Here is a 23,131-nt window from a genome sequence, read left to right as displayed (position 1 = left end):
CAAGCCGCATTATCGCCGATCCGATTCCGCCCGCAGAAGAAAGCGCTTGCTAGAGGCGCATTTTCGCGCTTTCATATACGACTAAATAAGTAGACAATGACAATAATCATGCCGCCTCATCGCTTCAAGAAGCAATGGCGGACGATTGCAGGCATCGGATATTGCACCGAGTTGGACCTGCCTGTCGCACCCTTCTTTCGTTGGAGAAGAATGGTGGAATTTTGAGACCCGAAGCGGCTCTTATGCGTTTTGTCAGCCACCGTTCTTCGGTTGTCGAGCGTCAGATCAGAGTTTGAATTTCGGGCAGTTAAGTGACAAGCCCAAGAAAGGCATGATCGACCACCTCTCGCCCCAGGAGTTGATATGACGGTTCAGGGATTCTTTTCCGCCAGGACGAATGCGGCGTCGTCGGCTTATGTGATGCCGCGGATTGCCGTGATCGGACGTGGTTTTTCCGGCATGATGATGGCAATCGCCCTGCTGAAGACAGTGCGCTTTCCCTTCCATCTGCAGCTCTTCGATCCCAATTCCAGCGTCAGCGGTGGTCAGGCGCTCGCCTCGGGACACAGCAGCGAAATCCTCAACAGCCGCGTACGCGATCTTTCGGTCTCTGCCGGCGATCCCGACGATTTCAATCAATGGCTCTCCAGCAATGCGCCTTTCCGTAGCGCCGTCCCCGCCGCCATACCGGGTTTCCTGCAGATCTTCGTGCCGAAGAGCATCTTTAGCGACTACGTCTACCAGCGCTTTTCGGAAGCCTTCTCATCACGGCGCGATGTGGCAGTGCAGGTCCGCAGCGAGACGGTCTTCGGTCTCAGGCGTGTTCGCGGCGGCCGTTTCGTGGTGGAGAGCGACGGGGCCGGCAATGCGCCATTTGATATGGTGGTGCTGGCAACGGGCTACGGCATTGCCGATTGGGAGGCGCAGGCCAGCGATCTCGTGACGGTCCCGACCACCGTTCGTGCGCGACGCCTCGTGTCGCGACCGCACACGATCCTGCTGGGAAGCGGCCTGCGCGTGGTCGATCGGCTGCTGCAGATGCGCGAAAACGGCTATACGGGGCAGATCACCATCGTTTCGCGGCGGGGCTTCCTGCCGCAGAGCCATACGCGCAACAACGCCGACCCGGTTTTCCCTGCAGATGAGATGCCAGATAAACTCAGCGAAATTGTTCGCTTCATTCGCCGCGCTTGCGAGGAGGCGGAGGCGAACGGGCAGAGCTGGCAGTCCGTCATGAATGGTTTGCGCAAGCACGCCCGATCGCTATGGCGATCCCTGCCGGCCGGTCAGAAGCAGCAGTTCAACCGTCATCTGCGGGCGCTCTATGATAGCCATCGCAATCGGTTGCCCGAAGCCCTGCATGTTCGCCTCAATCAGGAGATGGCTGAGGGCAACACGGTGTTGCGGCGCGGTCACTTCATCCGGCGGACGCCGACAGGGCTGGTTTTGAGGCCCGCGGGACGGCAGGAGACCGAGCAGCTCTATGCCGATGACGTGATCGATTGTCGATGCCAGGCGCCCGATCTGAATGCGCCGTTGCTGCGCAGCCTTATCGACGCCGGCCTTGCGGTGCCGGACGAGCTCGGCCTTGGTCTCGCGGTCGATGCAGCGGGTGCACTCGAGGTCAATGGGCGTTCGACGGAGGGACTCTTTGCCATTGGCCCCCTGGGGCTTGGAAGTCTCCCGGACATCGATCTCGTGCCTGAGATCGTGACGCAGGCCTATGCGGCCGCCGAAAGCGTGGCGGAACGTTTTCATCCGCAATGCAAGGCGGTCTGACCACTCAGCAGCGTCTCCATTTGCAAGCAAGATGGCGATCGTTTGGTTCGTTAAGCGTGTCGCATCGCGGCAGAATAGCGGCTTGCTGCGGGCGCCGATCATGGCGCCACCTTCATCGTGATTGCCCAGCGCGTATAACCTATCATTGCCAAGGTGGTTCTCTGGCCTATTTCTGGACGGGCGCTGGTCCGTGGGATAGGTCGTGTCCGATATGAGGCGGTGTTACTAGTATTGAGCGAGGTTCTGGACAGGATAAGGGCGTGAAATGCCTTCGTGTCGCCTTTCTTTGTCTTACAAGGCGTACGCGTAAAGACTATGGAATTCGCAATCATATTATAGGACGAGTCGGGTCTCTGTTTTTGCGGCGATTTCGGTCATCCACTGGCTGCGACTTCATGTGCAACGAGGAGCTCTGCTTGCGCCCGCTGAAATCTCGCCTTTTTCTATTGCCTCTTTTGCTGCTGGGATTGGCTATGTTTGCCATCGCCGGTCCGCTGGTGGGCGAGAACGCCTTTGCGCAGGATCAGCAGCCGGCCCAGACATCGCAGCAAACGGATCAACCGCCCGGGCAGCTCGCCAATGGGCTGCTGGATACGGCCGTCACTGAACTCGGCAAGGCAAAGAAGACCTACGCATCGCTTCAGGAGGCGGCGAAGCAGGCAACAGCTGATGATGAGACGCTCGTAGCGCTCTCCGGCCAGGTTGACGAACTCAATCGCACCACTGCTGCTATATCCGCGCGCCTGAAACCCCGTACCGCCGAGATCGATGCACGCCTGACGCAACTCGGTGCTGCCCCAAAGGAAGGCCAGCCGCCTGAGGCTCCGATCGTGACACAGGAGCGCGACCGGCTCAATGCCGAACGCTCGCAGATCAGTGCCGTGATCCTCGATGCAGACAATCTGACCGCAGAAAGCAATCGGCTTTCGATGCAATTCATGGAGATGCGCCGAAAGTTGTTTGCCGAGACGCTATTCAAGCGGACGGAGGTTTCCACCACGACATTCGACGATGCAGGCGCGGCTTTGGTCGAGGAGGGCGTCAAGTTTAGTGCCGCGGTGACGAGCTGGATCGCCTTCGTGTTCAAGGCAAAGCTTGCCTCGCTTCTGGCTGCCGTTTGCCTGTCGATCGGCGCTGCGCTGATATTTCTTTTTGGGGGTTATCGGCTGTTCCGCCGCTACTACGTGCAGGACGAGGCTATCGAGAATCCGCCCTATATCAGCCGACTATCCGTCGCCTTCTGGTCGACCCTGATCCGCACGCTGTCGCTGGCAGCTTTTCTCGTCACGTCCTTCTTCTTCCTCTCGAATTTCAACGTGCTGCGGCCCGACATCGCGCCGATACTGGCTGCGGTCTTCGGCTTTATCGGCCTCGTCTATTTTGTCGGTCGCCTCAGCAATGCCGTCTTCGCGCCATTCCGGCCGCATTGGCGCTTGGTCAAGCTGTCAAACAAGGGAGCGCATTCGCTCACCTGGTGCCTGCAGGCGATGGCCGTGGTCAACGGGCTGGATTACGTCTTCGACCGCATCAGCGAGTCCATGGGATCGCCGGTCGTCGTTACCGTGGCGAAAAGTTTCCTGGCCGCACTTTTGATCGGCCTCATCCTGATTGCGGCATCCTTCGGCTCGCCGATGCTGGCCAAGAATGGCGATCCGGATGCGCCTGGCCGCCATTGGCCGCATGGCATGGCCATCATTCTTCGCGCTCTCGGCATATTGGTGATCTTCACCTCGTTCATCGGCTATGTAGGGCTTGCCCGCTTCATGGCAACGCAGATGATCGTGACGAGTGCTGTCATTGCAACCATGTATCTCGGTTTTCAGCTCGGCAAGGCCGTATCCAAGCAGGGCGTTTTTGCCGAAACCATTATCGGCCGCTTTCTGGAAAACCGCCTGAAGCTGCGTGAGGTGGCGCTTGATCAGGCAGGTCTCGCAGCCGGACTTGCGACCTACGCAGTCGCGCTGCTGACGGGCATTCCCCTGATTCTGCTCTCCTGGGGTTTCCACATTCAGGATCTGGAAGCCTTCGCCTACAGGCTCTTTACCGAGATCAAGATCGGTAACATGTCGATCTCGCTGCTCGGCATCTTTGTCGGTATCCTGCTGTTTGCGGGCGGCTATCTGGTGACACGCTGGTTCCAGCGGTGGCTCGACAGCAATGTCATGGCGCGCGGGCAGGTGGATCTGGGTGTCCGCAATTCGGTGAGAACCGGCATCGGCTATCTGGGCATAGCATTGGCGGCGATCTTTGCCATTTCCGCTGCCGGCATCGATTTGTCCAGCCTGGCGCTCGTCGCCAGTGCCCTCTCGGTCGGTATCGGTTTCGGTCTGCAGAATATCGTGTCGAACTTCGTGTCGGGCCTGATCCTGCTGGTCGAGCGGCCGTTCAAGGTTGGCGACTGGATCGTTTCGGGTACATCGGAAGGCATCGTCAAGCGCATCTCGGTGCGTGCGACCGAGATCGAGACCTTCCGCAAGCAGTCTATCATCGTGCCAAACTCCGAGCTCATCAACGCGTCCCTCGGCAACTGGACACATCGCAACAGGCTCGGTCGCTCCGAAATCCCCGTATCCGTCAGCTATGATGCCGATCCGCGCAAGGTGATGGATATCCTGTTGGAGCTGGTACGCTCGATCCCGAAGGTGCTCAGGAATCCGGAGCCGCATGTGGAGTTCCTGCGTTTCGGGCCGTCATCGCTCGATTTCGAGATGCGCTTCTATCTGTCCGATCTCTCCGACGGCATGGAGATCCGCAACAATCTGCGCATCGAAATCCTCAAGCGCTTCAACGAGGAGGGGATTTCAATTCCCTATCCACATCAGGAACTGCATATCGTTCGCGACGGTAGGAGAGGCAGGCAGCTGGATGCTACAGCCGAAGCGCTGACGGATTCTGCCGACGGGCCTGAGGCCGGAGATGCCATTCAGGAGGGCTCTGCTTCGTCCCGCGAAGATAAAGTGCCGGAGGCAAAGGGGGCGAGCCGGCGTCGTGGCCGGACCGCAGCGGAGTAAGTTGCACGCAGGTAAACCGCCGCCTGTGTGCTCCGTCTGGAAGCTTTAAGCCCGACTTCTCTACATGGACAATGCGCTGCCAGAAAGGCCCGCGCCTCGAAAGGCGTCGGCCGACCAGCATAATTTTGTTCACTTCCGGGAAACCAATCGACTTAACAAATACGCAAAAGCTTTGTCTTAAAACAATACAGAGGGGATCATTTTCAAAAACAGGTTTTCATTATGCCATTTCTGGGTGTTTCGGGGATGCAATATTCCGGCGCGTCTCTTGCCGGCTCGCGCATTCTTCTTGTGGAGGATTCCAATCTCTTTACATCGATGGTCAGGGCGAAGCTGAAGGAGCTTCTGGACATCGACGTCGAGATTTGCCGCAATTTCGAAGAACTGCAGCTTGCCTATGACAAGTCGTCGGAGCCGATCAAGCTGGCGATCTCGAATATGAACCTGCCGGGTGCCGAGAAGGGAGAGGCCTTGGCTTATCTTCTCGATCTCAGCATTCCAACGATTGCCTTCACGGGCACTTTTCTCGAAGGCACGCGCGACGAGCTGATCGCCAAGGATGTGGTGGATTACATTCTCAAGGACAATATCTTTGCGGTGGATATGCTGGCGGAATCGATCTGCCGCTTTTTGACCAACCACCGTCACCACGTTCTCATCGTCGACGACAGCGCAACGGCCCGCGCTTTGCTGTCCAGCCGCCTGAAACGCTACAATTTCCGCGTCAGCGTTGCAGAGAATGGTGCAAAAGCGCTCGAAATCCTGAGGGCCAGCTCAGATATCGGCCTTATGGTCACGGACTACAATATGCCCGACATGGACGGATTCGAGCTGACGCGGCGCATCCGCGCGACCACCGGCTCCCATGAGCTGCGCATTATCGGTGTCTCGTCATCCAGCAACCGGCTGCTTTCTGCCCGTTTCCTCAAAGCGGGCGGCAATGATTTCATCTTGCGGCCGTTCATCGACGAGGAATTCTACTGCCGCGTGAATCAGAATCTCGACACGCTGTTGCAGATTCAGTCGGCTCAGCCGCCCGCTAGGGAGGTACAGGCCCGATAAAATCGGCTTGAGCAATCCAGGAAAAGTGAGGAAAAATCACTTTTATGTAAATCTCCGCAATCGGCGGTTCCAATTTTTTCACGAATCCTGTTCAGGATACGGGCAAGACGGTTTAGCAGACCTGCAATTGACTGAATATTCATACACCTGATGGTGTGGGAGGAATTGAAGGGAAATGGTACTGCATGCGGGAAACCTCAGCGGTGGCATCGGTCACCGCGACGGCAGCCAGAAAATACTTCTGGTTGAGGATTCGCGCATGTTTTCGGCGGTGCTATCGCATCGGTTCGAAACCGAACTCGGTCTTGCGGTAACCCATTGCTCTTCATTGAAAGTGCTGAACGAGGTGCTGGCAGGAGCGGATCGCAGCTTCACGATGGCGGTGATCGACCTGAACCTTCCGGATGCTGCCCATGGAGAAGCCCTGGATGTTGCCGTCGCACATGACATTCCCACCATCGTTTTTACGGCATCTTTCGACTTAGCGACGCGCAATCGCATCATGGAGCGCAATGTCGTCGACTATGTGCTCAAGGATGGCGAGTTCGCGCTCGACAATCTCGTTTCCTCCGTCCGGCGCGCCATTGCCAATCGGTCTGTTCGCGTGATGGTCGTCGATGATGTGCCTTCAGCGCGGAAAATGCTGACGGACTTGCTGCACGCCCAGCAATTCAAGGTCGCTGAAGCCGGCACGGGTGTCGAGGCCCTGGCAATGCTCGAAACATTCGACGACATCGAAATCGTTGTCACCGACTATAATATGCCTGACATGAACGGGCATGAACTGACCCGCCGCATCCGCCACCGTTATGGCTCGGATCGGATGCGGATCATCGGCATTTCGTCTTCGAACGATCGTTTGCTGTCTGCGACATTTCTGAAGGCGGGTGCCAGCGATTTCATCTATCGGCCCTTCGTTCAGGAGGAGCTGCAATGCCGCATCGCATTGAATGTGGAGACGCTGTCGCAGCTGAAGCAATTGCGGGCGGCAGCGGCGAGCGACTATCTGACTGGGCTCTATAACAGGCGCTATTTCTATGATCATGGCCCGCGTCTGGTGAATGAATGCCTGCGTCGCCAGCGTCCGAGCTCCGTTGCCATTCTCGACATCGATCACTTCAAGCATCTGAACGATACTTATGGGCACGAGATCGGAGACCAAGTGCTGAAGGCCGTTGCCGGCAGGCTTCACACGCTTCTGGAAGGCACGGATAATCTGCTCTCCCGCCTTGGGGGCGAAGAGTTTGCCATTCTTTTTGCGGAAATGAATTCGCGTGCGGCAACCGAGCTGTGCGATGAGGTCCGCCTCAGCCTTGCGAGCTTGAAGGTTCATGCCGACGACGAAGAGCTTTCGGTGACTGTTTCCATCGGGGTTGCGGAAATTGCCGGCTACGAGTCCTTCGACAACTATCTCAATGCTGCCGACCAGTTTCTCTACATGGCGAAGCACAATGGCCGAAACCAAGTCTATTCCGATTTCAAGATGGCCCAACAGGCGGCCCAGTAAGCCGCCTGCAATAATCCGTTTGCCTTGATTTCCATCGCTCTCAGACGACGATGCCGGTGCGGTTGGTCGACATGGTCAGCTTGCGCTCTGCGCGCTCTTGCTGCGGCGAGCGATTATAGAGTTCGCGATAACACTTGGAGAAGTGCGAGGCCGATACGAAGCCGCATGCGACCGCTACTTCAACGACCGGCATGGAGGACTGCACCAGTAGATGCCGGGCGCGATCCAGACGAATTTCAAGATAGTAACGAGCCGGCGAGCGGCCCATTTCCTGCCGGAACAGGCGCTCGATCTGCCGACGTGACAGGCCGGCATCGTCGGCGATTTCCAGAAGCGACAGCGGCTCGGCGAGGTTGCTTTCCATCAGCTCGATGATCGATAGCACCTTGGAGTTCTGCACGCCGAGACGCGCGCGCAGCGGCAGGCGCTGGCGGTCATGCGGGCTGCGGACACGATCGGTCAGCTGCTGTTCGCAGACGCGGTTGACGAGGTTCTCGCCAAAGTCCTGACCGATGAGATTGAGCATCATGTCAAGCGAGGCGGTGCCGCCGGCGCATGTATAGAGGTTGCTGTCGACCTCATAGAGATCGGCATAGACTTCCGCCTGCGGGAAGGTTTCCGAAAAGCCCGGCAGGTTCTCCCAGTGGATCGCACAGCGCTTGCCGTTCAGCAATCCTGCCTGGGCAAGCACATGCGCGCCCGTACAGAGGCTGCCGACGGCGACGCCGCGATTGTATGTCTCACGCAGCCAGGCATTGACCGACTTGTTGTGGAATTCTTCGACATAGATGCCGGAACAGACCAGCACCATGTTCGGGCGGTTCTCGCCGCCGAGATAGCGGCGCTCGTCGGTAAGGGAGGAATTGACCTCCAGCCCGATGCCGCTGGACGAATAGACTTTCTGACCGTCCGTCGAGGCGAGCCGCCATGTGTAGGCGGGATAGCCCAGCATGCGATTGGCAATCCGCAGCGTCTCGATCGCGGCGGAAAAAGGCAGCATGGTGAAATGCGGAACAAGGAAGAAAACCAGGGAGCGCGTCTTGATCGGGGTCTTGCTCATGTCGTGAAAATCCATGTTCCAGGGCCGTTACGTATTCCTTGCGTCAAATACGCCGGCCCGATGGTCTATAAGCGACATTGGCATGGATAATCGCGGCCGCAAAGGGATATTTGCGTCTACTTTGAAAAATCGGGCTATGAAGGAGAGAAGCAAAGGGGAAGCGAGCAATATGCTCAAGCGACGAAATATATTTGTGGGTAATTCTCAGGATTAAAATGCGATTCGCATCTTGATGCGTAAATGTTCAAAAGGCGACGCTCGCTTGGGTTGAGCGCCGCCTTCAGCCGTTGTACTTGCTGATTATCATCGGGTAGCTTTCGGCTTCTTGATTTCGTTTGCGGCCGGCCAGCCCAAGTCCTTGCGCATGTCATCGGACAGAGATTCAAGCTCGCGAAGGGAGCGCCACTGCTGCCAGCGATTAGCGAGGCGAGAAAAGAAGGGCATGTAACTTCCGCCTGACGGAAACGGGTTCCGCGTGCCGGTCTGTCTATAGCTGATGGTCGTCATTTTCAGGGTCCTTTCAGTGTCAACACCTCAAAATGTCACGGGTTTAATATGGGCCTGCCAGATCTATCAATCAAACGAATAGATCTTATAGCTGCCATTAGTATTATTGAACGAACGCAATTTGCCCGGTTTCCGCTCCAGCGCCGACAATGTGCGATCCGGCGGGAGGCCGCGTGCATTGACGTCATCGATCAGATGAGCGGGAAAGCGGGTGGCAATCTCGTCGAGCGTATGCTGCGCCATCCGCTGAATTTTGCGGAGGCGTAAAAGAGAGAAAAGCCGTGAGGCTTCGTCCGATACCATGCCAGCCATGATTTTACTCCTTTGAGGCTGCGATGAATTTCCATTACGTCTAATATGGTGCTTCGTTGACATTCAGACAAATGAAATGATATGGTGCTTAGGATCAGAAAAATTGAAAGGTAATCGATATGACCGTACCGTTCCGCCGGCCCATACCGTTGCTTGACAATGAAGTTCTGCGTACCTTTGTGGCGATTGCCGAAACGGGGAATTTCTCAACCGCGGCTGATGCGGTCTTTCGTACGCCGTCAGCTGTTTCCATGCAGATCAAAAAGCTGGAAGAGCAGCTCGGCGTTACGTTGTTTCTCCGCGATGCGCGCTCGGTGAGCCTGACGCAGCACGGGGAGATGCTGCTTTCCTATGCGCGCAATATTCTGGCGCTCTCCAATGAGGCGGTGTCACGCTTCATCATGCCAGAACTCAGCGGCGTCGTGCGGCTTGGCGCGCCTGACGATATCGGCGAACGTTTGCTGCCTACCATCCTCAAGAGCTTTTCTGAGACATATCCCGGCATCATGGTCGATGTCGTCGTCGATATGAGCATCCAGCTCAAGAAGCGCATCGAGGAACAGCGGCTGGACCTCGCGCTGATCAATTGCGCGACGCGTCCCTTCCCGACCGAGGGTGAGGTCATCTACACTGAGCGTCTCGTCTGGGCCGGCGCCAAGTGCGGTACCGCCTATCGCCGCGATCCGCTGCCGATCTCGATCTGGGAAGAGGGCTGCATCTGGCGGTCTGAAGCCATGGCGCAGCTGGAGCGGCAGAAGCGCGCCTATCGCGTTTCCTATCTCAGCGCTCATACGATGGCGCAGCGCGCGGCGATCGTTTCCGATCTTGCCGTCGCGCCATTCCCGCGCTCCTACATCACCGATGACATGGAAATTCTCGGACCGAACGAGGGGCTGCCGGAACTGACGTCCTTCGACATTCGTCTGCTGACGGCATCGCAGATGACCGGACCGATGAAAGCGGTGGCAGACAGCATTCGCCAGGCCTTCGTTGAGATCGGGCGCAAAATGGCCGCGTGAACGCGGCCAGTCGATCTTTATTCGCGGCTGCGGCGACGCCTGCGGCCGCTGCCTTCTCCGCCATCGTCGGAGATCTGCTTGCGCTCGGGCAAAGTCACTACCTTCGAGAGCTCCGGGAAGGCGTCCACTTTGTTCGGCAGCGCCATGGCGTAGACGAAATGCTCCTGAAACTTTGATTCAAGAGCCGTTTCTATCTTCTCGATTTTCCTGACGGTTTCCTCGATCTCGCGACGATGCCCGCGGTTGAGCAGCGCCATGCGCGCACCGGTGCCGGCGGCATTGCCGACGGCCTTAACCTTGTCGAGTTCGCAGTCGGGAATGAGCCCCAGCACCATCGCATATTTGGGATCGATGAAGGTGCCGAAGGCGCCGGCGAGGCCGATGCGGTCGACGTGATCGATGCCCTGCTTGTCCATCAACAGCTTGACGCCGGCATAAAGCGCTGCCTTCGCAAGCTGGATGGCGCGGATATCGTTCTGGGTGACCGTGATGCGCGGTTCGCCGTCGCGCAGAAGATAGGAGAAGGTGCGGCCATTCTGCAAGATGCGCGGCGAGCGTGCAGCCATCGAGCCATCGACGACGCCATCTTCCGAGATGATGCCGGTCAGGAACATTTCGGCGACGACCTCGATGATGGCCGAACCGCAGATGCCTGTCACACCGACCTTGGCGGCAGCCTCTTCGAAGCCCGGCTCATCCGACCACTGTTCGATGCCGATGACTCGGTAGCGCGGCTCCAGGGTGGCGGGATCGATGCGCACGCGTTCGATCGCGCCGGGAGCGGCGCGCTGACCGCTGGAAATCTCCGCGCCTTCGAAGGCGGGCCCGGTCGGCGAGGAGGCGGCGACGACGCGATGGCGGTTGCCGAGCACGATTTCCGCATTGGTGCCGATATCGACCAGCAGCATCATTTCATCCTGACGATGCGGCCCTTCGGCAAGTGTCGCGGCAGCCGCATCGGCGCCGACATGGCCGGCGATGCAGGGCAGCATATAGATGCGGGTGCCTGTGTTCATCGGCAGGCCGATTTCGGCCGATTTCAGATGCACTGCCCCGGATACGGCAAGCGCAAAGGGCGCCCCCCCTAGCTCGGTGGGGTCTATGCCGAGGAACAGGTGGTGCATGATCGGATTGCCGACGAAGACGGCATTCAAAATATCCTCGCGCGACACACCACCATCAGCGCAGACCTTGTCAATCAAGCCGTTCAAGGCTTCGCGAACGGCGTTGGTCATCGCCTCGCGGCCGTCCGGATTCATCATCACATAGGAGACGCGGCTCATCAGATCCTCGCCGAAGCGGATCTGCGGATTGGAGGCGCCAGCCGAGGCGACGGTTCGGCCCGAGAGAAGCGACGACAGATGCATGGCGATCGTTGTCGAACCGATATCGCAGGCAATGCCATAGGCCTCGTTCTTCAAGCCCGGATAGAGCGCGATGAGGCGAGGGCGTTCGCTCTCCTGATCGCGATGGATGGCGGCCGTCACCTTCCATTCGCCCTTGCGCAGGATCGACTGCACCTGCGGGATGAGGTGGAAATCCACCTCGAGATTGTCGTATTTCCAGTCGGCCGCGATTGCCGCCTTCAGGCGATCCAGATCGCCAAGCGGCTTGTGCATATCGGGCTCCTCGACCTCGACGTAGCACATGTGCACGGCCGGATCGCGGGCTATGACGCGCTCGTCGGCTGCCTTTCGCACCACCTGTGCGTTGATGACGGTATCCTGCGGTACGTCGATGACGAGATCGCCTTGGATGAGGGCGGAGCAGGAGAGCCGGCGGCCTTCGGGCAGGTCGCGCACCTCGGCATAGCGCTTTTCCTTCGGCCCGATCGGCGAAAGATGGTCATTGGCCGAGACGATCTTGTGCTTGGCGAAATTGCCTTCCTGCACGGATACCTGGCAACGCCCGCAGGTGGCACGGCCGCCACAGACACTCTCGACATAGACGCCAAGCTGACGGGCTGCCTCCAGCACGGGCGTTCCCACCGGAAAGTGGCCGCGCTTGCCGGACGGCATGAAAAGGACGAGAGGTTTGGCGCTGTCGCTGGCTTCGGCCACGGATCAGCCTTTCTATTTGCTAAGACGGCGTGCGTTCGAGCGAACGCGCTTGCTATAGGGTTTTATCGCAGCGTGGGTGACCGCATCGACGATGCTGCGCTGGCTTGTCGTGCCCGCGGACGTCAGAGTCGCGAAACCCTGTTGCATCATTGCTGCATTTACGGCAACGGCGCTTTCCGCCGCGGCCATCATCTTTTCGGAAACCATCCGGTTCATTTCGGCGGCATTCACATTGCCGGTCAGCGCGTCCATCCACATCTGCTGCAGCCTGATCGCGATCACGACAGGTGTCTGTAGCCAGAGCGTGGCAAGATCATTGGAAAGGCCGCGACCGGATGACATCTTATTCCCTCGCTGCTCCTGCACCGGCGCGCGCTGCACGACCGCCGCGGCGTCCGCCGCCGGCGGCAGGTGCCGCCGTTGCTGCGGCGGCTGCGACGCCTTCTGCCGGCTTGTAGTCACGATAGGTCATGATCCAGTTGGTGCAATTGGCGTCCGTGCCGTTCAGCACGTTGGCGGCGCGCACGGCTTCCATTTCCTGCGGTCGGCAGGGGTTCATGATCGCCGAGGTCATGCCGGCGCCGATGACCATCGGGATGAAACCGGCATTGATGCCATGGCGGTGCGGCAGGCCGAAGGAGATATTGGAGAGGCCGCAGGTGGTGTTCACCTTGAGTTCGTTGCGCAGGCGGTGCAGCAGCGCGAAGACCTGGCGACCGGCATCGCCCAGCGCCCCGATCGGCATGACGAGCGGATCGACGACGATGTCATGCGGCTTGATGCCGTGATCCATGGCGCGCTCGACGATCTTCTTGGCGACCGCGAAACGCACGTCCGGATCCATGGAAATCCCGGTCTCGTCGTTAGAGATGGCGACGACGGGCACGTCGTATTTCTTGACCAGCGGCAGGATGGCTTCGAGCTTTTCCTCTTCGCCCGTCACCGAATTGACCAGCGGCCGGCCCTTGGCAACCTTGAGTGCGGCTTCGATGGCCGCTGTGACCGAGCTGTCGATCGAGAGCGGTACGTCGACCAGACCCTGCACGATCTCCAGCGTCTGCACCAGCAGACCCGGTTCGGTCTCGTTCGGATTGACCGACGTGACGCCCGCATTGACGTCGAGCATGGTCGCACCGGCGGCCACCTGCTCCAGAGCGTCCTTGATGACGGTGTCGAAATTGCCTTCGATCATCTCGGCAGCGAGCTTCTTGCGCCCCGTCGGATTGATGCGCTCGCCGATCACGCAGAAAGGCTGGTCGAAGCCTATGATGATTTCGCGGGTGGCGGAGGCAACGATGGTACGCGTCATGTCTGATCCTCTGGTCAATTGGCCCGATAGCTGGTCTATCGCGCAGTGATCTGGGTTACAAGCCGGCCGGTTCCTCTCCTGGCCTGCCTCAATCTATCGAATTCAATGCGTCTGCGGCGGCGTATGGTGGGCTGCAATTTCCGCCATCGCCTGCTGGTTCTCTTCCCGGCCTTCGCTGATCTGATGCAGGCGCTCGGCAACCAGGGCATCGGTGCGGCCGGCTTCACGCTTCCAAGGCTGGCGGCCCTTGAGCACGCCTGAATCATGCACCATTTCGGCGACATATTCTTCCTGGCGGTAGGCCATGACGTGGATGCCGGAAACGCCCTCGATCTCCTTCACCTCGTTGATGATGTCGATGCAGAGCTGCTTGCCTTCCTTCTTCTGATCCTGCGCACCTTCAATGCGTTTGATGATTTCATCGGGAATGTGGACACCCGGTACGTTGGAGCGCATCCAGCGGGCCGTCTTTGCCGAGGCAAGCGGACCGACGCCGACAAGAATGAAGCACTTTTCGGTGAGGCCGAGATCGCGGACCTTCTTCATGTATTCGCGGAACATCGGCACGTCGTAGCAATACTGGCTCTGGACGAACTGCGCCCCGGCCTCGATCTTCTTCGCCAGCCGGTAGGGTCGGAAATCGTAAGGCGGTGCGAAGGGATTGATGGCGGCGCCAAGAAAGACCTTCGGCGGCGAGGTCAGCTTGCGGCCGGAGAGGAATTTCGCGTTGTCGCGCATGATGCGCACGGTTTCCAGCAACGACATGCAATCGAGATCGAAGACCGGCTTGGCACCCGGCTGGTCGCCCGCCTGCACGCCGTCACCGGTCAGGCACATGATGTTGCAAACGCCCATGGCGGCAGCGCCCAGCACGTCGCCCTGGATGGCGATGCGGTTCTTGTCGCGGCAGGCGATCTGCATGATGGGCGCATAGCCCATGCGTGTCAGAAGCGCGCAGATGCCAACTGAAGACATATGGCAGTTCGCACCCGAGGCATCGACGGCATTTATACCATCGACCCAGCCTTCGAAGATGGCTGCGCGTTCATAAACGTCTTCGGCATTGGCGCTGTCGGGCGGGTTCAATTCGGCTGTCACGGCGAACTCGCCGCGGCGAAGCACGCGTTCCAGCCGGCCGAGCGAAGAGTGGCCGGGCAGGGGATCGAGCGGCAGATGGACGCCAAGCGGGTTTTCATCGATATGCGACATCGCTCAGGCTTCCTTTTTCGCCGTTTCGCGGGTTGCCGCGGCCTCCGCCGTGACGCGGAGCCAGGAGGATGTTTCGCGCAGCGACTGGTTCACGGGCTTCTGCACGTTGAGGATCGCGTCCCCGTGGGTCATGTTCCGCGAGCCATTCCAGGCCTGCACCCAGACGCAGGGCATGTCGGGCTCCACCTCGCAATTGCCGTTGGCGCGCACGCCGCCGCAGGGGCCATTGCGCAGCTGCTTAGGACAGTTCATCGGACAGGACATGCCCGTCGATGATAGCGCGCACTGGCCGCACATGCGGCAATCGAACAGGAAGCCCTTCACATTGCGTTCGATGAAGGTGATCGGGCGCTCTACGCGGTCATAGCCGAACGCCTTCCACAGCGGATGAAGCAGGAGGAAGGCGTCGGCGAAGCGACGATAGAACCATTCCAAGAAACGTGAGTGACGTACGGCCCAGAGACGGACCGTGTATTTGCGCCGGGCGCGGCGATTGGGCGAAACTCCCGCAGGCGTATAGGCACCGCTGGCCGCTTTTGCGCCCGCGGCGGCATTGCCGGGCTTCTGAACGGCATCAGCCATTATCGCGGCCTCCGGATTTCACCAGAGCCACCAGCCGCTCGCGATCATAAGCTGCCTCGAGCTCGCTCGCCGCCTTGTCTGCTTCGGCTTCGAGATCGTCCGATACCGGCACCGGGTCCGCCTTGCGCCATTCGGCGAGATAATCGTCAGTTTCAGCGGCACCGGTGCGCATGGCGCACATGTCTATTGCTTCGGTAAAGCGCAACGAGAGCTCGCGTTTTGCCGTCTGCCTGCCCTTTTTGATGATCACCTGGGCCGGAATGTCCCGCCAGTAGACGACAATGCGATCCGCCATGCACAAATCTCCTCTTCACGCCAGAATGCACGCCGGCCGACCTCGGGACTGCACTCGCCACGACGCGCCACATGCCGAAAAGCGACGCGAGATGAAAACCTTGTCTGGAAGTATCGCCAAGGCGCTTTATCCTTTGAAACGGTCGGGTTCGAACTGTGATTGAATGTTCTTCCGTCGTCCAGCATGTCGGCGCAGGCAACGAGGAGGAAGACAGAAAAGCGACGTAGGTGTCGTAATCAGACGGTCAGCAACTCGCGGGCAAGATCGCCGTACCCGGTGTAGCGATATTCGTAGTCCAGTCCGAGATAGGCGGCGGCTTCCTTCGCCTTTGCCTGCAGCGCCGGATCTTCCTCCTGCGAGAGATAGACCACCTTGCGGTAGTTGCCGAAATACATATCGCGCAATTCGGGATGACGGTCCAAACCCAGCGGGACGATGACGAAGGCTTCGAACTGGCGGGCCAGGAAGTCGGTGAGGAAGAACGAGGTGATATCATCGTCACGCGCCGCGAAGGCCTCGTTGCCGGTAAAGAAGGAATAACAATGCGGTCCGGAAAGCCGCTCTACTCCCTCGCGCTCGCAAATCCTGTCGATATCGCCGCCGGTGCCGCAATCGGCATAGCCGATGAAGATCTTTTCGAAGCCGCGCGCGCGGGCATCGGCAATCGCTTCTTCCAGGGCAGGTGCGATCTTCTGCGGATAGGAGTGATAGATTGCGGGAAGACAGTGAAGATCGATGTGATCGAGCCCGTTTATTCGGGTAAGCGCCAGTATTTCGCGCGCGATTGCGCCGCACGCGATCACATGAACCTTTTGCTTTGTTATACGTTTATCGCCCGGAGGGTTCTTCTCCGCATTTTTTTGATCGATATCCACTCAGAGGGGGTTCCCAATCATGACTGCATCGACACTCACGAAAATTGCAGCGGCCTGCGCCGTTCTCATGGTACTTGCTTCCTGCGCCAATACCATACGCGGCGTGGGCAGAGATACTGCAAACGCGGTCCACGCGACGGAGGACGCTGGTCATACCGTCAAGAAGGCGGCTCAATAATCAATTTGGGATGCCAATGCGCCGGCGGCAACTCATTGGTTATCGCCGGCCATCAGTTTCTTGCAATCAGGCGCCGGCAGCCAGGCTGTTGTGCTTGCGCTTCATGAATTCCTTGGCGGTTTCGACCGCCACGGCGGCGTCGCGGCAATAGGCATCGGCGCCTACGGCCTTGCCGAATTCCTCATTCAGCGGCGCACCGCCAACCAGCACGACGTAGTCGTCGCGCAGGCCCTTTTCCTTCAGAGTATCGATGACAACCTTCATGTAGGGCATCGTCGTGGTCAGCAGGGCCGACATGCCGAGAATGTCGGGCTGTTCGCGCTCGATGGCGTCGAGATAGTTTTCGACCGGGTTGTTGATGCCGAGGTCGATGACGTCGAAGCCTGCGCCTTCCATCATCATGCCGACAAGGTTCTTGCCGATGTCGTGAATGTCGCCCTTGACGGTGCCGATCACCATTTTGCCGAGCTTCGGCGCGCCGGTCTGCGCCAGAAGCGGACGCAGAATAAACATGCCGGCCTTCATCGCATTGGCGGACAGCAGAACTTCCGGAACGAAGAGAATGCCGTCGCGGAAGTCGATGCCGACGATGCGCATGCCTTCGACCAGCGCTTGGGTCAGAATATCATAGGGCGCCCAGCCACGCTCCAGGAGGATATTGGTGGCTTCCTCGATTTCTTCCTTCAAGCCGTCATACAGGTCGTCATGCATCTGCTGCACGAGCTCTTCGTCAGAAAGTTCCGAGAGAATGATTTCGTCGTCAGACATGCGCTCCATCCCGTTTTCGTGCAATGCATCAGAGACTTGTATAAAACACTGCCGCCATTACGGATAGACCGGAAGGCCGCCAAAACTCTTTTTGAATGCGACGTCGCACGGAACAATCGCGACGGACGAAGAACAGTTGATATTAGCAGCCCATGTCTGTCCTATGCTAATTGCTGGCGCATTAAGGAACGTCCGCTTGGCGGAATCGGGTAGCATGGGGCTTGATAGACGCATCCATGCGCAGGAGTGAGGAAACATCATGGACGATATGATTGAGCAACCGGCTGCAGGCAATGATGGCGGTGGACGGCGTTCGCGCAGCGAGGGCAGGGGTGCGGCAGCCCGGCGTGCTTCGCGCAGCGGCGGTGGGCCGGGTCCTTCGCTCCCCTATATCACCCGCAAGATCGGCGTCTACGAAGTGCTTGACGAAGAGGGCCTGCAGCTCATCGAACGTAACGCCGATACGGTTCTGGAAGAAATCGGCATCGAGTTTCGCGATGACGCGGAAGCGCTGGCGCTCTGGAAGGAGGCCGGTGCCGACGTGCGAGGGCAGCGCGTGCACTTTCCGAAGGGCCTTTGCCGCGAGCTTCTGAAGACTGCGCCGAAGGAATTCACCTGGCACGCCCGCAACAGCGCACGCAACGCCCATGTCGGCGGCAAGGCAACGATTTTCGCGCCGGTCTACGGCCCGCCCTTTGTGCGCGATCTCGAGGGCAACCGCCGCTATGCGACGATCGAGGATTTTCGCAATTTCGTGAAGCTTGCCTATATGGCGCCGTCGATGCATTCGTCCGGCGGCACGGTGTGCGAGCCTGTCGATATCCCGGTCAACAAGCGCCATCTGGATATGGTCTACAGCCATATCAAATATTCCGACAAGCCGTTCATGGGCTCGGTGACTGCGCCGGAACGTGCTGAAGACACGATCGCAATGGCGAAGATCGTCTTTGGCGACGATTTTGTCGAGAATAATTGCGTAACGCTGAACCTTATCAACGCCAACTCGCCGATGGTGTTCGACGAGACCATGCTCGGCGCTCTGAAAGTTTATGCGCGGCACAACCAGGCTTCGGTCGTTTCGCCCTTCATTCTCTCGGGCGCAATGAGCCCGGTGACGGTCGCAGGCACGCTGACGCAGATTCTGGCCGAAGTGCTGGCGGGTGCTTCCTTTACGCAGCTGATCCGCAAGGGCTCGCCGGTGCTGTTCGGCACTTTCGCAGCATCGATCTCGATGCAGTCGGGGGCGCCGACCTTCGGCACGCCGGAGCCCTCGCTCGTGTCCTACGGCGCGGCACAGCTCGCCCGCCGCCTCGGTCTGCCGTTCCGTACCGGCGGTTCGCTCTGCGGATCGAAGGTGCCAGATGCACAGGCGGCGCATGAATCCGCCAATACGCTGAACATGACGCTGCTGGCCGGCACGAATTTCGTGCTGCATGCGGCGGGATGGCTCGAAGGGGGGCTCGTTTCCTCCTACGAAAAGTTCATGATCGACCAGGATCAGCTCGGCATGATGCAGAAGATGGCCGAAGGGGTGGATCTCTCGGAGAACGGTCAGGCGCTCGATGCCATCCGCGAAGTCGGCCCGGGTAGCCATTATCTCGGCTGCGGCCACACGCAGGCCAACTTCCAATCCGCCTTCTATCGCTCGGCGCTTGCGGACAACAATTCCTTCGAGCAGTGGGAGATCGAAGGCCAGAAGCGCATCGAACAGCGCGCCAATGCGCTTTGCCGTTCCTGGCTCGATCACTACGAAGCGCCGCCGCTCGATCCGGCGATCGACGAGGCTCTTCTGGCCTATATCCAGACGCGCAAGGACTCCATGCCGGACGCTTTCACCTGAAGAGAGCCCGAGGCCGCCAGGGAGCAAGGCGGTGCGACGCGCGTTGCCGACCTCATCCAGAAGGAAGTCTGGCGGCCGCACTATGAATATAAGGGGCCACGGTGAGCCGCGGCCCTCTCATACTCGAACAGCTTCGTGCGGCGCTCGGCGTCGACGGAGTTTTCGTTCGAGGTATAGTGTCCTTCGGCGACGGCGAGGGGCCGCTATTGGCCGATGGCACGGCGGCGCAAAGCGTGGTCCTGCTTGGCAATATCGGCGGCTCGATCTGGATTCCGTTTTCGCGCTGGTGGCAATTGCCCGAGAATGCCGGCCGGCCCGACCCGCTCGACGACTGGTCGAAGATAGTCATCCGGCCAGTTGCAAGTGACTTGGGTGCCACGGCCTATTTTCCTTCGGATCCGCCTTGGCAGCCGTTCCAGCGATGGGCCATGCAGGCCGAAGGCTTGAAGGCATCGCCGCTCGGTATACTGATCCATCCTGTTTATGGCGTGTGGCACGGCTATCGTGGCGCGTTGGGATTTGCAGATGCCATTGAAAATAACCTCGCACCGGCATTTCCTCAGCATCCATGCGATGTATGCGTTGACAAGCCCTGTGTCACTGCCTGCCCGGTAGCGGCCGTAACGACAGCGGGCTTTCATGTTCCAAGCTGTCGCTCGCATTTGCGTACGCGGGAAGGGCAGGCCGACTGCATGGTCGGCGGTTGTCTCGCACGCAATGCCTGCCCGATCGGGGCCGGCTATCGTTATCCCGCCGAACAGCTTGCATTCCATATGGCGGCACTCCAGCTTTAGTTCCCGCGTACTCCTTGTTTCGCCGCATTGCGATGCGTTCTAGCGCTTGTGCTATTGATGCGGAGCTATGCGCTTGATTCGATTGATGCTCATCCTTGCCGTTCTTGCCTTTGCCGCCACCGCCTCGGCCGGTGAGGCCTGCCGCAAGGTTCAGCATCTCGGTGACGGCTACACGGTTTGCACCTTCGATCCCGCCCATTACGACGTCCAGATTTTCCAGAATGACCGCAACGGTAAGCCTTATGGTTCGTTCCGGGCGCTGGAAATGGATCTGCGCCAGGAGCGCGTCTATGTGCGCTTTGCGATGAACGGCGGCATGTATCTCGACGATCAATCTCCCGTCGGTCTCTTCATCGAAAACGGACGCGAGGTGAAGGCGATCAACACCAACAAGGGCTGGGGCAATTTCCATCTATTGCCGAACGGGGTTTTCTATGTCGATGGAGGCAGGGCCGGGATCGTGGAGAGCAAAGCCTTCGCTGCTTCCGGCGCCAGGCCATTCTATGCGACACAGTCCGGTCCGATGCTCGTCATCGATGGAAAGCTGCATCCGTCGTTTCTGGCCGATAGCACCAGTCTCAAGACTAGAAACGGTGTCGGAGTCACTATCGACGGGCTCGTCGTGTTCGCGATTTCAGATGGCCCCGTGCGCTTCCACGATTTTGCGACGCTGTTTCGTGACGATCTGAACTGTCCGAATGCCCTGTTTCTCGACGGCAGCATTTCCAGCGTCGACATACCGGAATGGCAAAGGCGCGACAGTCTGTTTCCGCTCGGGCCGATCATCGCGGTGACGCAAATGCTGCCGGGCTAGGGCAGCTCCAATATCGGGCTAGGGCCAGCTCCAATATATAGACAAGAACGCCTTCACGAAGCTCTCCACCGGCTCTCGGTCTCGCAAGGTTTGAGCAAGGCCCATCGCGCAGTTTTCAAGCGAGGGGTTCCAGCGAGTCTTCGAGAAGGATCAACATGCACGCGCAAGCGGAGAAACAGACTGTCGCATCGCATGGCGCGGAACACGCCCTGCCAGCCTTTCCTTTCGGTTGGGAACATCACAAGGATCGGCACTGCATTTGGATCGTCAGCCCAGAGGGCTACGTTCACAGCCGCGCTTTCGAGGATGTTGCCCTCGGCCTTCACTACGCCTTTGCCGAACTCGGTGGCAGCGCGCCTCTGGTTACCAATCCGCGAGATTGGAACGGACGCGTACCGATCGTTTACGGCGCAAATTTGCTGCCCTCGGTCGCGGCGCAATGGCTGCCACCCGAGAGCATCATCGTGAATATGGAGCAGGTCTCGGCTGAAAGCAGTTGGATCAATCATCGATATCTCGGACTGCTCAAGAAATTCGCCGTGCTCGACTACAGCGAGCGCAATCGCCAGGGACTGGCCAGGTTCGGCGTTCCCGCCGAAATTCTCGATGTGGGATACAACAGGCACCTGACGCGTGTGCCCCAAGCGCCGGTGAAGGATATCGACGTTCTCTTTTACGGCTCGGTCAACGAACGCCGCAAGAATGTGCTGGTGGCGCTGCAAGCAAGCGGGCTGAACCTCGTTCACCTGTTCGGTGTCTACGGCACCGAGCGCGACGCTTTCATCGGGCGCTCCAAAATCGTCCTCAACGTGCATCATTTCGACGCCGCGATCTTCGAGATTTGCCGCGTTTCCTTCCTGCTTGCCAATGGCGCCTGCGTCGTCAGCGAGGGCAATATCCACGACCCGGAAGTGGCTGCTTTTGCCGAGGGAATGGCGTTTTGCAATTATGATCGGCTTGTCGAAACCTGCATCGAGCTCGTTCGCGACGACGAGAGACGGTCGGCAATTGCGAGCCGCGGCTTCGGCCTCATGTGCGAGCGCCAGCAGGCGACTATTCTTTCCGCTTTGATGGCGAGGGGCGGCTAGGTTTTTTTAGAGCATTTTGGCGGCGAACCGGGCGCCTGTGGCGGGTGGATCGGCAAACGACATGTGAAGGCGGACTGCGACTATGACTGGAAATGAAACAATCTACATCCTCTGCCCACCGAATCATATGACGGGCGGCCCGGAAGCCCTTCACCAACTTTGCGCAAGGCTGACCAAAATCGGGCGCAGCGCCAGGATGGTCTATACCAACGGTTCCGATCACTCCCTGATGCCGTCCCCCGATGGGGAAACCACAATGGTATTTCGGGAATACGAGAATGCCGTTCATCCGCAATATCGGGCCTACGCGACCGAAAGCTCGGACTATATCATCGACAACGAAAACGCGATCGTGGTGTTTCCGGAGATATGGCCGCATCTGATTCCGCTCTTCAAGAGGGCGACTAAAGCCTATTGGTGGCTGAGTTTCGATTACGGCATGCGGCATCTGATGCCGCTGGGCGGCGTACCGTTCCTTCTGGAGAACGACTGCAAGATGCTGTCGCAATCCTCCTATGCCACGGCACAGCTCAGTATTTTGGGCTTCAGCGATGTCTTGCGGATCTCGGATTTTACGACACTGGCAAACAACGTGGCGCCACAGCCGATTCAGCAGCGGCGCGATCTGGTTCTGTTCAACAACAAGGCCGAGGCTTTCGGGCGCCAACTGGCGACCATGTCTCCGCAATATAAATTCAAGATCCTCAGCAATATGTCACCGACGGAAGTCCATCAAAACATGGCGCAAGCCAAGCTTTACGTCGACTTTGGTCCACATGCCGGCAAGGATCGCATGCCGCGCGAAGCGGCGCTGCTCGGATGTTGCGTGATCACCGGTCGGAACGGTTCGGCCAGTAATTTCGAGGATTTGCCCATTCCGGCCAAATACAAGTTTGGCAATCATCCCCAACGAACGCACGAGATTTCAAGAGCGATCGATGACGTGATCCAGAATTTTCCGGAGAGGTTCGAGGATTTCGGTGTCTATCGGCGCTCTATTGCCGTCGAAGAGACAAAGTTCGAATTGGAGGTCTTCAGTGTATTCGGGCAGGTCTGATCGAA

General features: G+C 58.8%; 22 protein-coding genes. 11 read left to right on the top strand and 11 right to left on the bottom strand.

Annotation, left to right across the window (positions count from 1 at the left end):
• Window positions 1-363 precede the first annotated feature (363 nt).
• From FHX05_RS03150 to FHX05_RS03135, 4 genes are all read left to right on the top strand, one after another.
• Complete coding sequence (locus FHX05_RS03150; protein ID WP_183870636.1) at window positions 364-1,779, top strand: FAD/NAD(P)-binding protein; 1,416 nt, start codon at window positions 364-366, stop codon at window positions 1,777-1,779.
• A gap of 416 nt (window positions 1,780-2,195) precedes the next feature.
• The gene (locus tag FHX05_RS03145; RefSeq protein ID WP_183870635.1) at window positions 2,196-4,790 is read left to right on the top strand and encodes a mechanosensitive ion channel family protein; all 2,595 of its coding nucleotides are present in this window, start codon (window positions 2,196-2,198) and stop codon (window positions 4,788-4,790) included.
• A gap of 222 nt (window positions 4,791-5,012) precedes the next feature.
• The gene (locus tag FHX05_RS03140) at window positions 5,013-5,852 is read left to right on the top strand and encodes a response regulator (RefSeq protein WP_112413704.1); all 840 of its coding nucleotides are present in this window, start codon (window positions 5,013-5,015) and stop codon (window positions 5,850-5,852) included.
• Between the two features lie 175 nt (window positions 5,853-6,027).
• Window positions 6,028-7,359, top strand: coding sequence for a diguanylate cyclase (locus tag FHX05_RS03135; RefSeq protein ID WP_112334599.1), 1,332 nt, complete (start codon window positions 6,028-6,030; stop codon window positions 7,357-7,359).
• A gap of 40 nt (window positions 7,360-7,399) precedes the next feature.
• On the opposite strand, the gene FHX05_RS03130 is transcribed toward FHX05_RS03135, so the two are convergent.
• The 3 genes from FHX05_RS03130 to FHX05_RS03125 form a co-directional block, all read right to left on the bottom strand.
• Complete coding sequence (locus FHX05_RS03130) at window positions 7,400-8,419, bottom strand: GlxA family transcriptional regulator (RefSeq protein WP_348627044.1); 1,020 nt, start codon at window positions 8,417-8,419, stop codon at window positions 7,400-7,402.
• Between the two features lie 303 nt (window positions 8,420-8,722).
• Window positions 8,723-8,863, bottom strand: coding sequence for a DUF1127 domain-containing protein (locus FHX05_RS30300; protein ID WP_233789767.1), 141 nt, complete (start codon window positions 8,861-8,863; stop codon window positions 8,723-8,725).
• 129 nt (window positions 8,864-8,992) lie between these two features.
• Window positions 8,993-9,238: a hypothetical protein gene (locus FHX05_RS03125; protein WP_015340230.1), complete on the bottom strand. Its 246-nt coding sequence runs from the start codon at window positions 9,236-9,238 to the stop codon at window positions 8,993-8,995.
• A 119-nt stretch (window positions 9,239-9,357) separates the two neighbouring features.
• Between FHX05_RS03125 and FHX05_RS03120 the strand changes: the two genes are divergently transcribed.
• The gene (locus tag FHX05_RS03120; RefSeq protein WP_015340229.1) at window positions 9,358-10,257 is read left to right on the top strand and encodes a LysR family transcriptional regulator; all 900 of its coding nucleotides are present in this window, start codon (window positions 9,358-9,360) and stop codon (window positions 10,255-10,257) included.
• Between the two features lie 17 nt (window positions 10,258-10,274).
• Here FHX05_RS03120 and FHX05_RS03115 read toward each other — a convergent pair whose 3' ends face one another.
• The 7 genes from FHX05_RS03115 to FHX05_RS03085 form a co-directional block, all read right to left on the bottom strand.
• Window positions 10,275-12,275 carry an ASKHA domain-containing protein gene (locus FHX05_RS03115; RefSeq protein ID WP_183871173.1) on the bottom strand — a complete coding sequence of 667 codons (2,001 nt, stop codon included), beginning with the start codon at window positions 12,273-12,275 and terminating at the stop codon, window positions 10,275-10,277.
• A gap of 54 nt (window positions 12,276-12,329) precedes the next feature.
• Entirely contained in the window at window positions 12,330-12,659 is a 330-nt protein-coding gene (locus FHX05_RS03110; protein ID WP_183870634.1) for a hypothetical protein, read from the bottom strand.
• A gap of 1 nt (window position 12,660) precedes the next feature.
• Complete coding sequence (locus FHX05_RS03105; protein ID WP_112605452.1) at window positions 12,661-13,626, bottom strand: methyltetrahydrofolate cobalamin methyltransferase; 966 nt, start codon at window positions 13,624-13,626, stop codon at window positions 12,661-12,663.
• Between the two features lie 102 nt (window positions 13,627-13,728).
• Entirely contained in the window at window positions 13,729-14,835 is a 1,107-nt protein-coding gene (locus FHX05_RS03100; protein WP_112334603.1) for a methylenetetrahydrofolate reductase, read from the bottom strand.
• Window positions 14,836-14,838: 3 nt separating this feature from the next.
• Window positions 14,839-15,417 (bottom strand): methylenetetrahydrofolate reductase C-terminal domain-containing protein, encoded by a 579-nt coding sequence (locus FHX05_RS03095; protein ID WP_183709782.1) that lies wholly within the window; start codon window positions 15,415-15,417, stop codon window positions 14,839-14,841.
• The gene (locus tag FHX05_RS03090) at window positions 15,410-15,712 is read right to left on the bottom strand and encodes a virulence factor (RefSeq protein ID WP_095435163.1); all 303 of its coding nucleotides are present in this window, start codon (window positions 15,710-15,712) and stop codon (window positions 15,410-15,412) included. The genes FHX05_RS03095 and FHX05_RS03090 overlap by 8 nt, the downstream gene beginning before the upstream one ends.
• Window positions 15,713-15,948: 236 nt before the next feature.
• Complete coding sequence (locus tag FHX05_RS03085; protein ID WP_183870633.1) at window positions 15,949-16,587, bottom strand: DUF1638 domain-containing protein; 639 nt, start codon at window positions 16,585-16,587, stop codon at window positions 15,949-15,951.
• A gap of 19 nt (window positions 16,588-16,606) precedes the next feature.
• Here FHX05_RS03085 and FHX05_RS30295 point away from each other — a divergent pair, with 19 nt between their 5' ends.
• Window positions 16,607-16,765 carry an entericidin A/B family lipoprotein gene (locus tag FHX05_RS30295; protein ID WP_112334606.1) on the top strand — a complete coding sequence of 53 codons (159 nt, stop codon included), beginning with the start codon at window positions 16,607-16,609 and terminating at the stop codon, window positions 16,763-16,765.
• 66 nt (window positions 16,766-16,831) lie between these two features.
• On the opposite strand, the gene FHX05_RS03080 is transcribed toward FHX05_RS30295, so the two are convergent.
• The gene (locus FHX05_RS03080; protein WP_112334822.1) at window positions 16,832-17,533 is read right to left on the bottom strand and encodes a B12-binding domain-containing protein; all 702 of its coding nucleotides are present in this window, start codon (window positions 17,531-17,533) and stop codon (window positions 16,832-16,834) included.
• 259 nt (window positions 17,534-17,792) lie between these two features.
• On the opposite strand from FHX05_RS03080, the gene FHX05_RS03075 reads away from it, so the two are divergent.
• The 5 genes from FHX05_RS03075 (at window position 17,793) to FHX05_RS03055 (ending at window position 23,126) form a co-directional block, all read left to right on the top strand.
• Window positions 17,793-19,373 (top strand): trimethylamine methyltransferase family protein, encoded by a 1,581-nt coding sequence (locus tag FHX05_RS03075; protein ID WP_112605458.1) that lies wholly within the window; start codon window positions 17,793-17,795, stop codon window positions 19,371-19,373.
• Between the two features lie 101 nt (window positions 19,374-19,474).
• A complete protein-coding gene (locus tag FHX05_RS03070; RefSeq protein WP_183870632.1) occupies window positions 19,475-20,167 on the top strand; it encodes a 4Fe-4S dicluster domain-containing protein in 693 nt (230 codons plus the stop codon).
• An 85-nt stretch (window positions 20,168-20,252) separates the two neighbouring features.
• Window positions 20,253-20,981 carry a phosphodiester glycosidase family protein gene (locus tag FHX05_RS03065; RefSeq protein ID WP_246698865.1) on the top strand — a complete coding sequence of 243 codons (729 nt, stop codon included), beginning with the start codon at window positions 20,253-20,255 and terminating at the stop codon, window positions 20,979-20,981.
• A gap of 155 nt (window positions 20,982-21,136) precedes the next feature.
• Entirely contained in the window at window positions 21,137-22,069 is a 933-nt protein-coding gene (locus FHX05_RS03060) for a hypothetical protein (protein ID WP_112334609.1), read from the top strand.
• Between the two features lie 256 nt (window positions 22,070-22,325).
• The gene (locus tag FHX05_RS03055; RefSeq protein WP_183870630.1) at window positions 22,326-23,126 is read left to right on the top strand and encodes a hypothetical protein; all 801 of its coding nucleotides are present in this window, start codon (window positions 22,326-22,328) and stop codon (window positions 23,124-23,126) included.
• The last annotated feature ends 5 nt before the right edge of the window (window positions 23,127-23,131 follow it).

It is taken from the genome of Rhizobium sp. BK491 (genome assembly GCF_014194925.1).
GTDB lineage: Bacteria > Pseudomonadota > Alphaproteobacteria > Rhizobiales > Rhizobiaceae > Rhizobium.
This window is presented reverse-complemented; position numbering and strand designations above follow the sequence as displayed.

Excerpts from the sequence above, each read along its gene's own strand:
- FHX05_RS03110 (WP_183870634.1), bottom strand. The coding sequence starts at position 12,659 with ATGTCATCCGGTCGCGGCCTTTCCAATGATCTTGCCACGCTCTGGCTA.
- FHX05_RS03130 (WP_348627044.1), bottom strand. The coding sequence starts at position 8,419 with ATGAGCAAGACCCCGATCAAGACGCGCTCCCTGGTTTTCTTCCTTGTT.
- FHX05_RS30300 (WP_233789767.1), bottom strand. The coding sequence starts at position 8,863 with ATGCCCTTCTTTTCTCGCCTCGCTAATCGCTGGCAGCAGTGGCGCTCC.
- FHX05_RS03150 (WP_183870636.1), top strand. The coding sequence starts at position 364 with ATGACGGTTCAGGGATTCTTTTCCGCCAGGACGAATGCGGCGTCGTCG.
- FHX05_RS03125 (WP_015340230.1), bottom strand. The coding sequence starts at position 9,238 with ATGGCTGGCATGGTATCGGACGAAGCCTCACGGCTTTTCTCTCTTTTA.
- FHX05_RS03055 (WP_183870630.1), top strand. The coding sequence starts at position 22,326 with ATGGTATTTCGGGAATACGAGAATGCCGTTCATCCGCAATATCGGGCC.
- FHX05_RS03115 (WP_183871173.1), bottom strand. The coding sequence starts at position 12,275 with ATGCCGTCCGGCAAGCGCGGCCACTTTCCGGTGGGAACGCCCGTGCTG.
- FHX05_RS03135 (WP_112334599.1), top strand. The coding sequence starts at position 6,028 with ATGGTACTGCATGCGGGAAACCTCAGCGGTGGCATCGGTCACCGCGAC.
- FHX05_RS03060 (WP_112334609.1), top strand. The coding sequence starts at position 21,137 with ATGCACGCGCAAGCGGAGAAACAGACTGTCGCATCGCATGGCGCGGAA.
- FHX05_RS03090 (WP_095435163.1), bottom strand. The coding sequence starts at position 15,712 with ATGGCGGATCGCATTGTCGTCTACTGGCGGGACATTCCGGCCCAGGTG.
- FHX05_RS03075 (WP_112605458.1), top strand. The coding sequence starts at position 17,793 with ATGGACGATATGATTGAGCAACCGGCTGCAGGCAATGATGGCGGTGGA.
- FHX05_RS03065 (WP_246698865.1), top strand. The coding sequence starts at position 20,253 with ATGCTCATCCTTGCCGTTCTTGCCTTTGCCGCCACCGCCTCGGCCGGT.
- FHX05_RS03080 (WP_112334822.1), bottom strand. The coding sequence starts at position 17,533 with ATGTCTGACGACGAAATCATTCTCTCGGAACTTTCTGACGAAGAGCTC.
- FHX05_RS03120 (WP_015340229.1), top strand. The coding sequence starts at position 9,358 with ATGACCGTACCGTTCCGCCGGCCCATACCGTTGCTTGACAATGAAGTT.
- FHX05_RS03095 (WP_183709782.1), bottom strand. The coding sequence starts at position 15,417 with ATGGCTGATGCCGTTCAGAAGCCCGGCAATGCCGCCGCGGGCGCAAAA.
- FHX05_RS03105 (WP_112605452.1), bottom strand. The coding sequence starts at position 13,626 with ATGACGCGTACCATCGTTGCCTCCGCCACCCGCGAAATCATCATAGGC.
- FHX05_RS30295 (WP_112334606.1), top strand. The coding sequence starts at position 16,607 with ATGACTGCATCGACACTCACGAAAATTGCAGCGGCCTGCGCCGTTCTC.
- FHX05_RS03140 (WP_112413704.1), top strand. The coding sequence starts at position 5,013 with ATGCCATTTCTGGGTGTTTCGGGGATGCAATATTCCGGCGCGTCTCTT.
- FHX05_RS03100 (WP_112334603.1), bottom strand. The coding sequence starts at position 14,835 with ATGTCGCATATCGATGAAAACCCGCTTGGCGTCCATCTGCCGCTCGAT.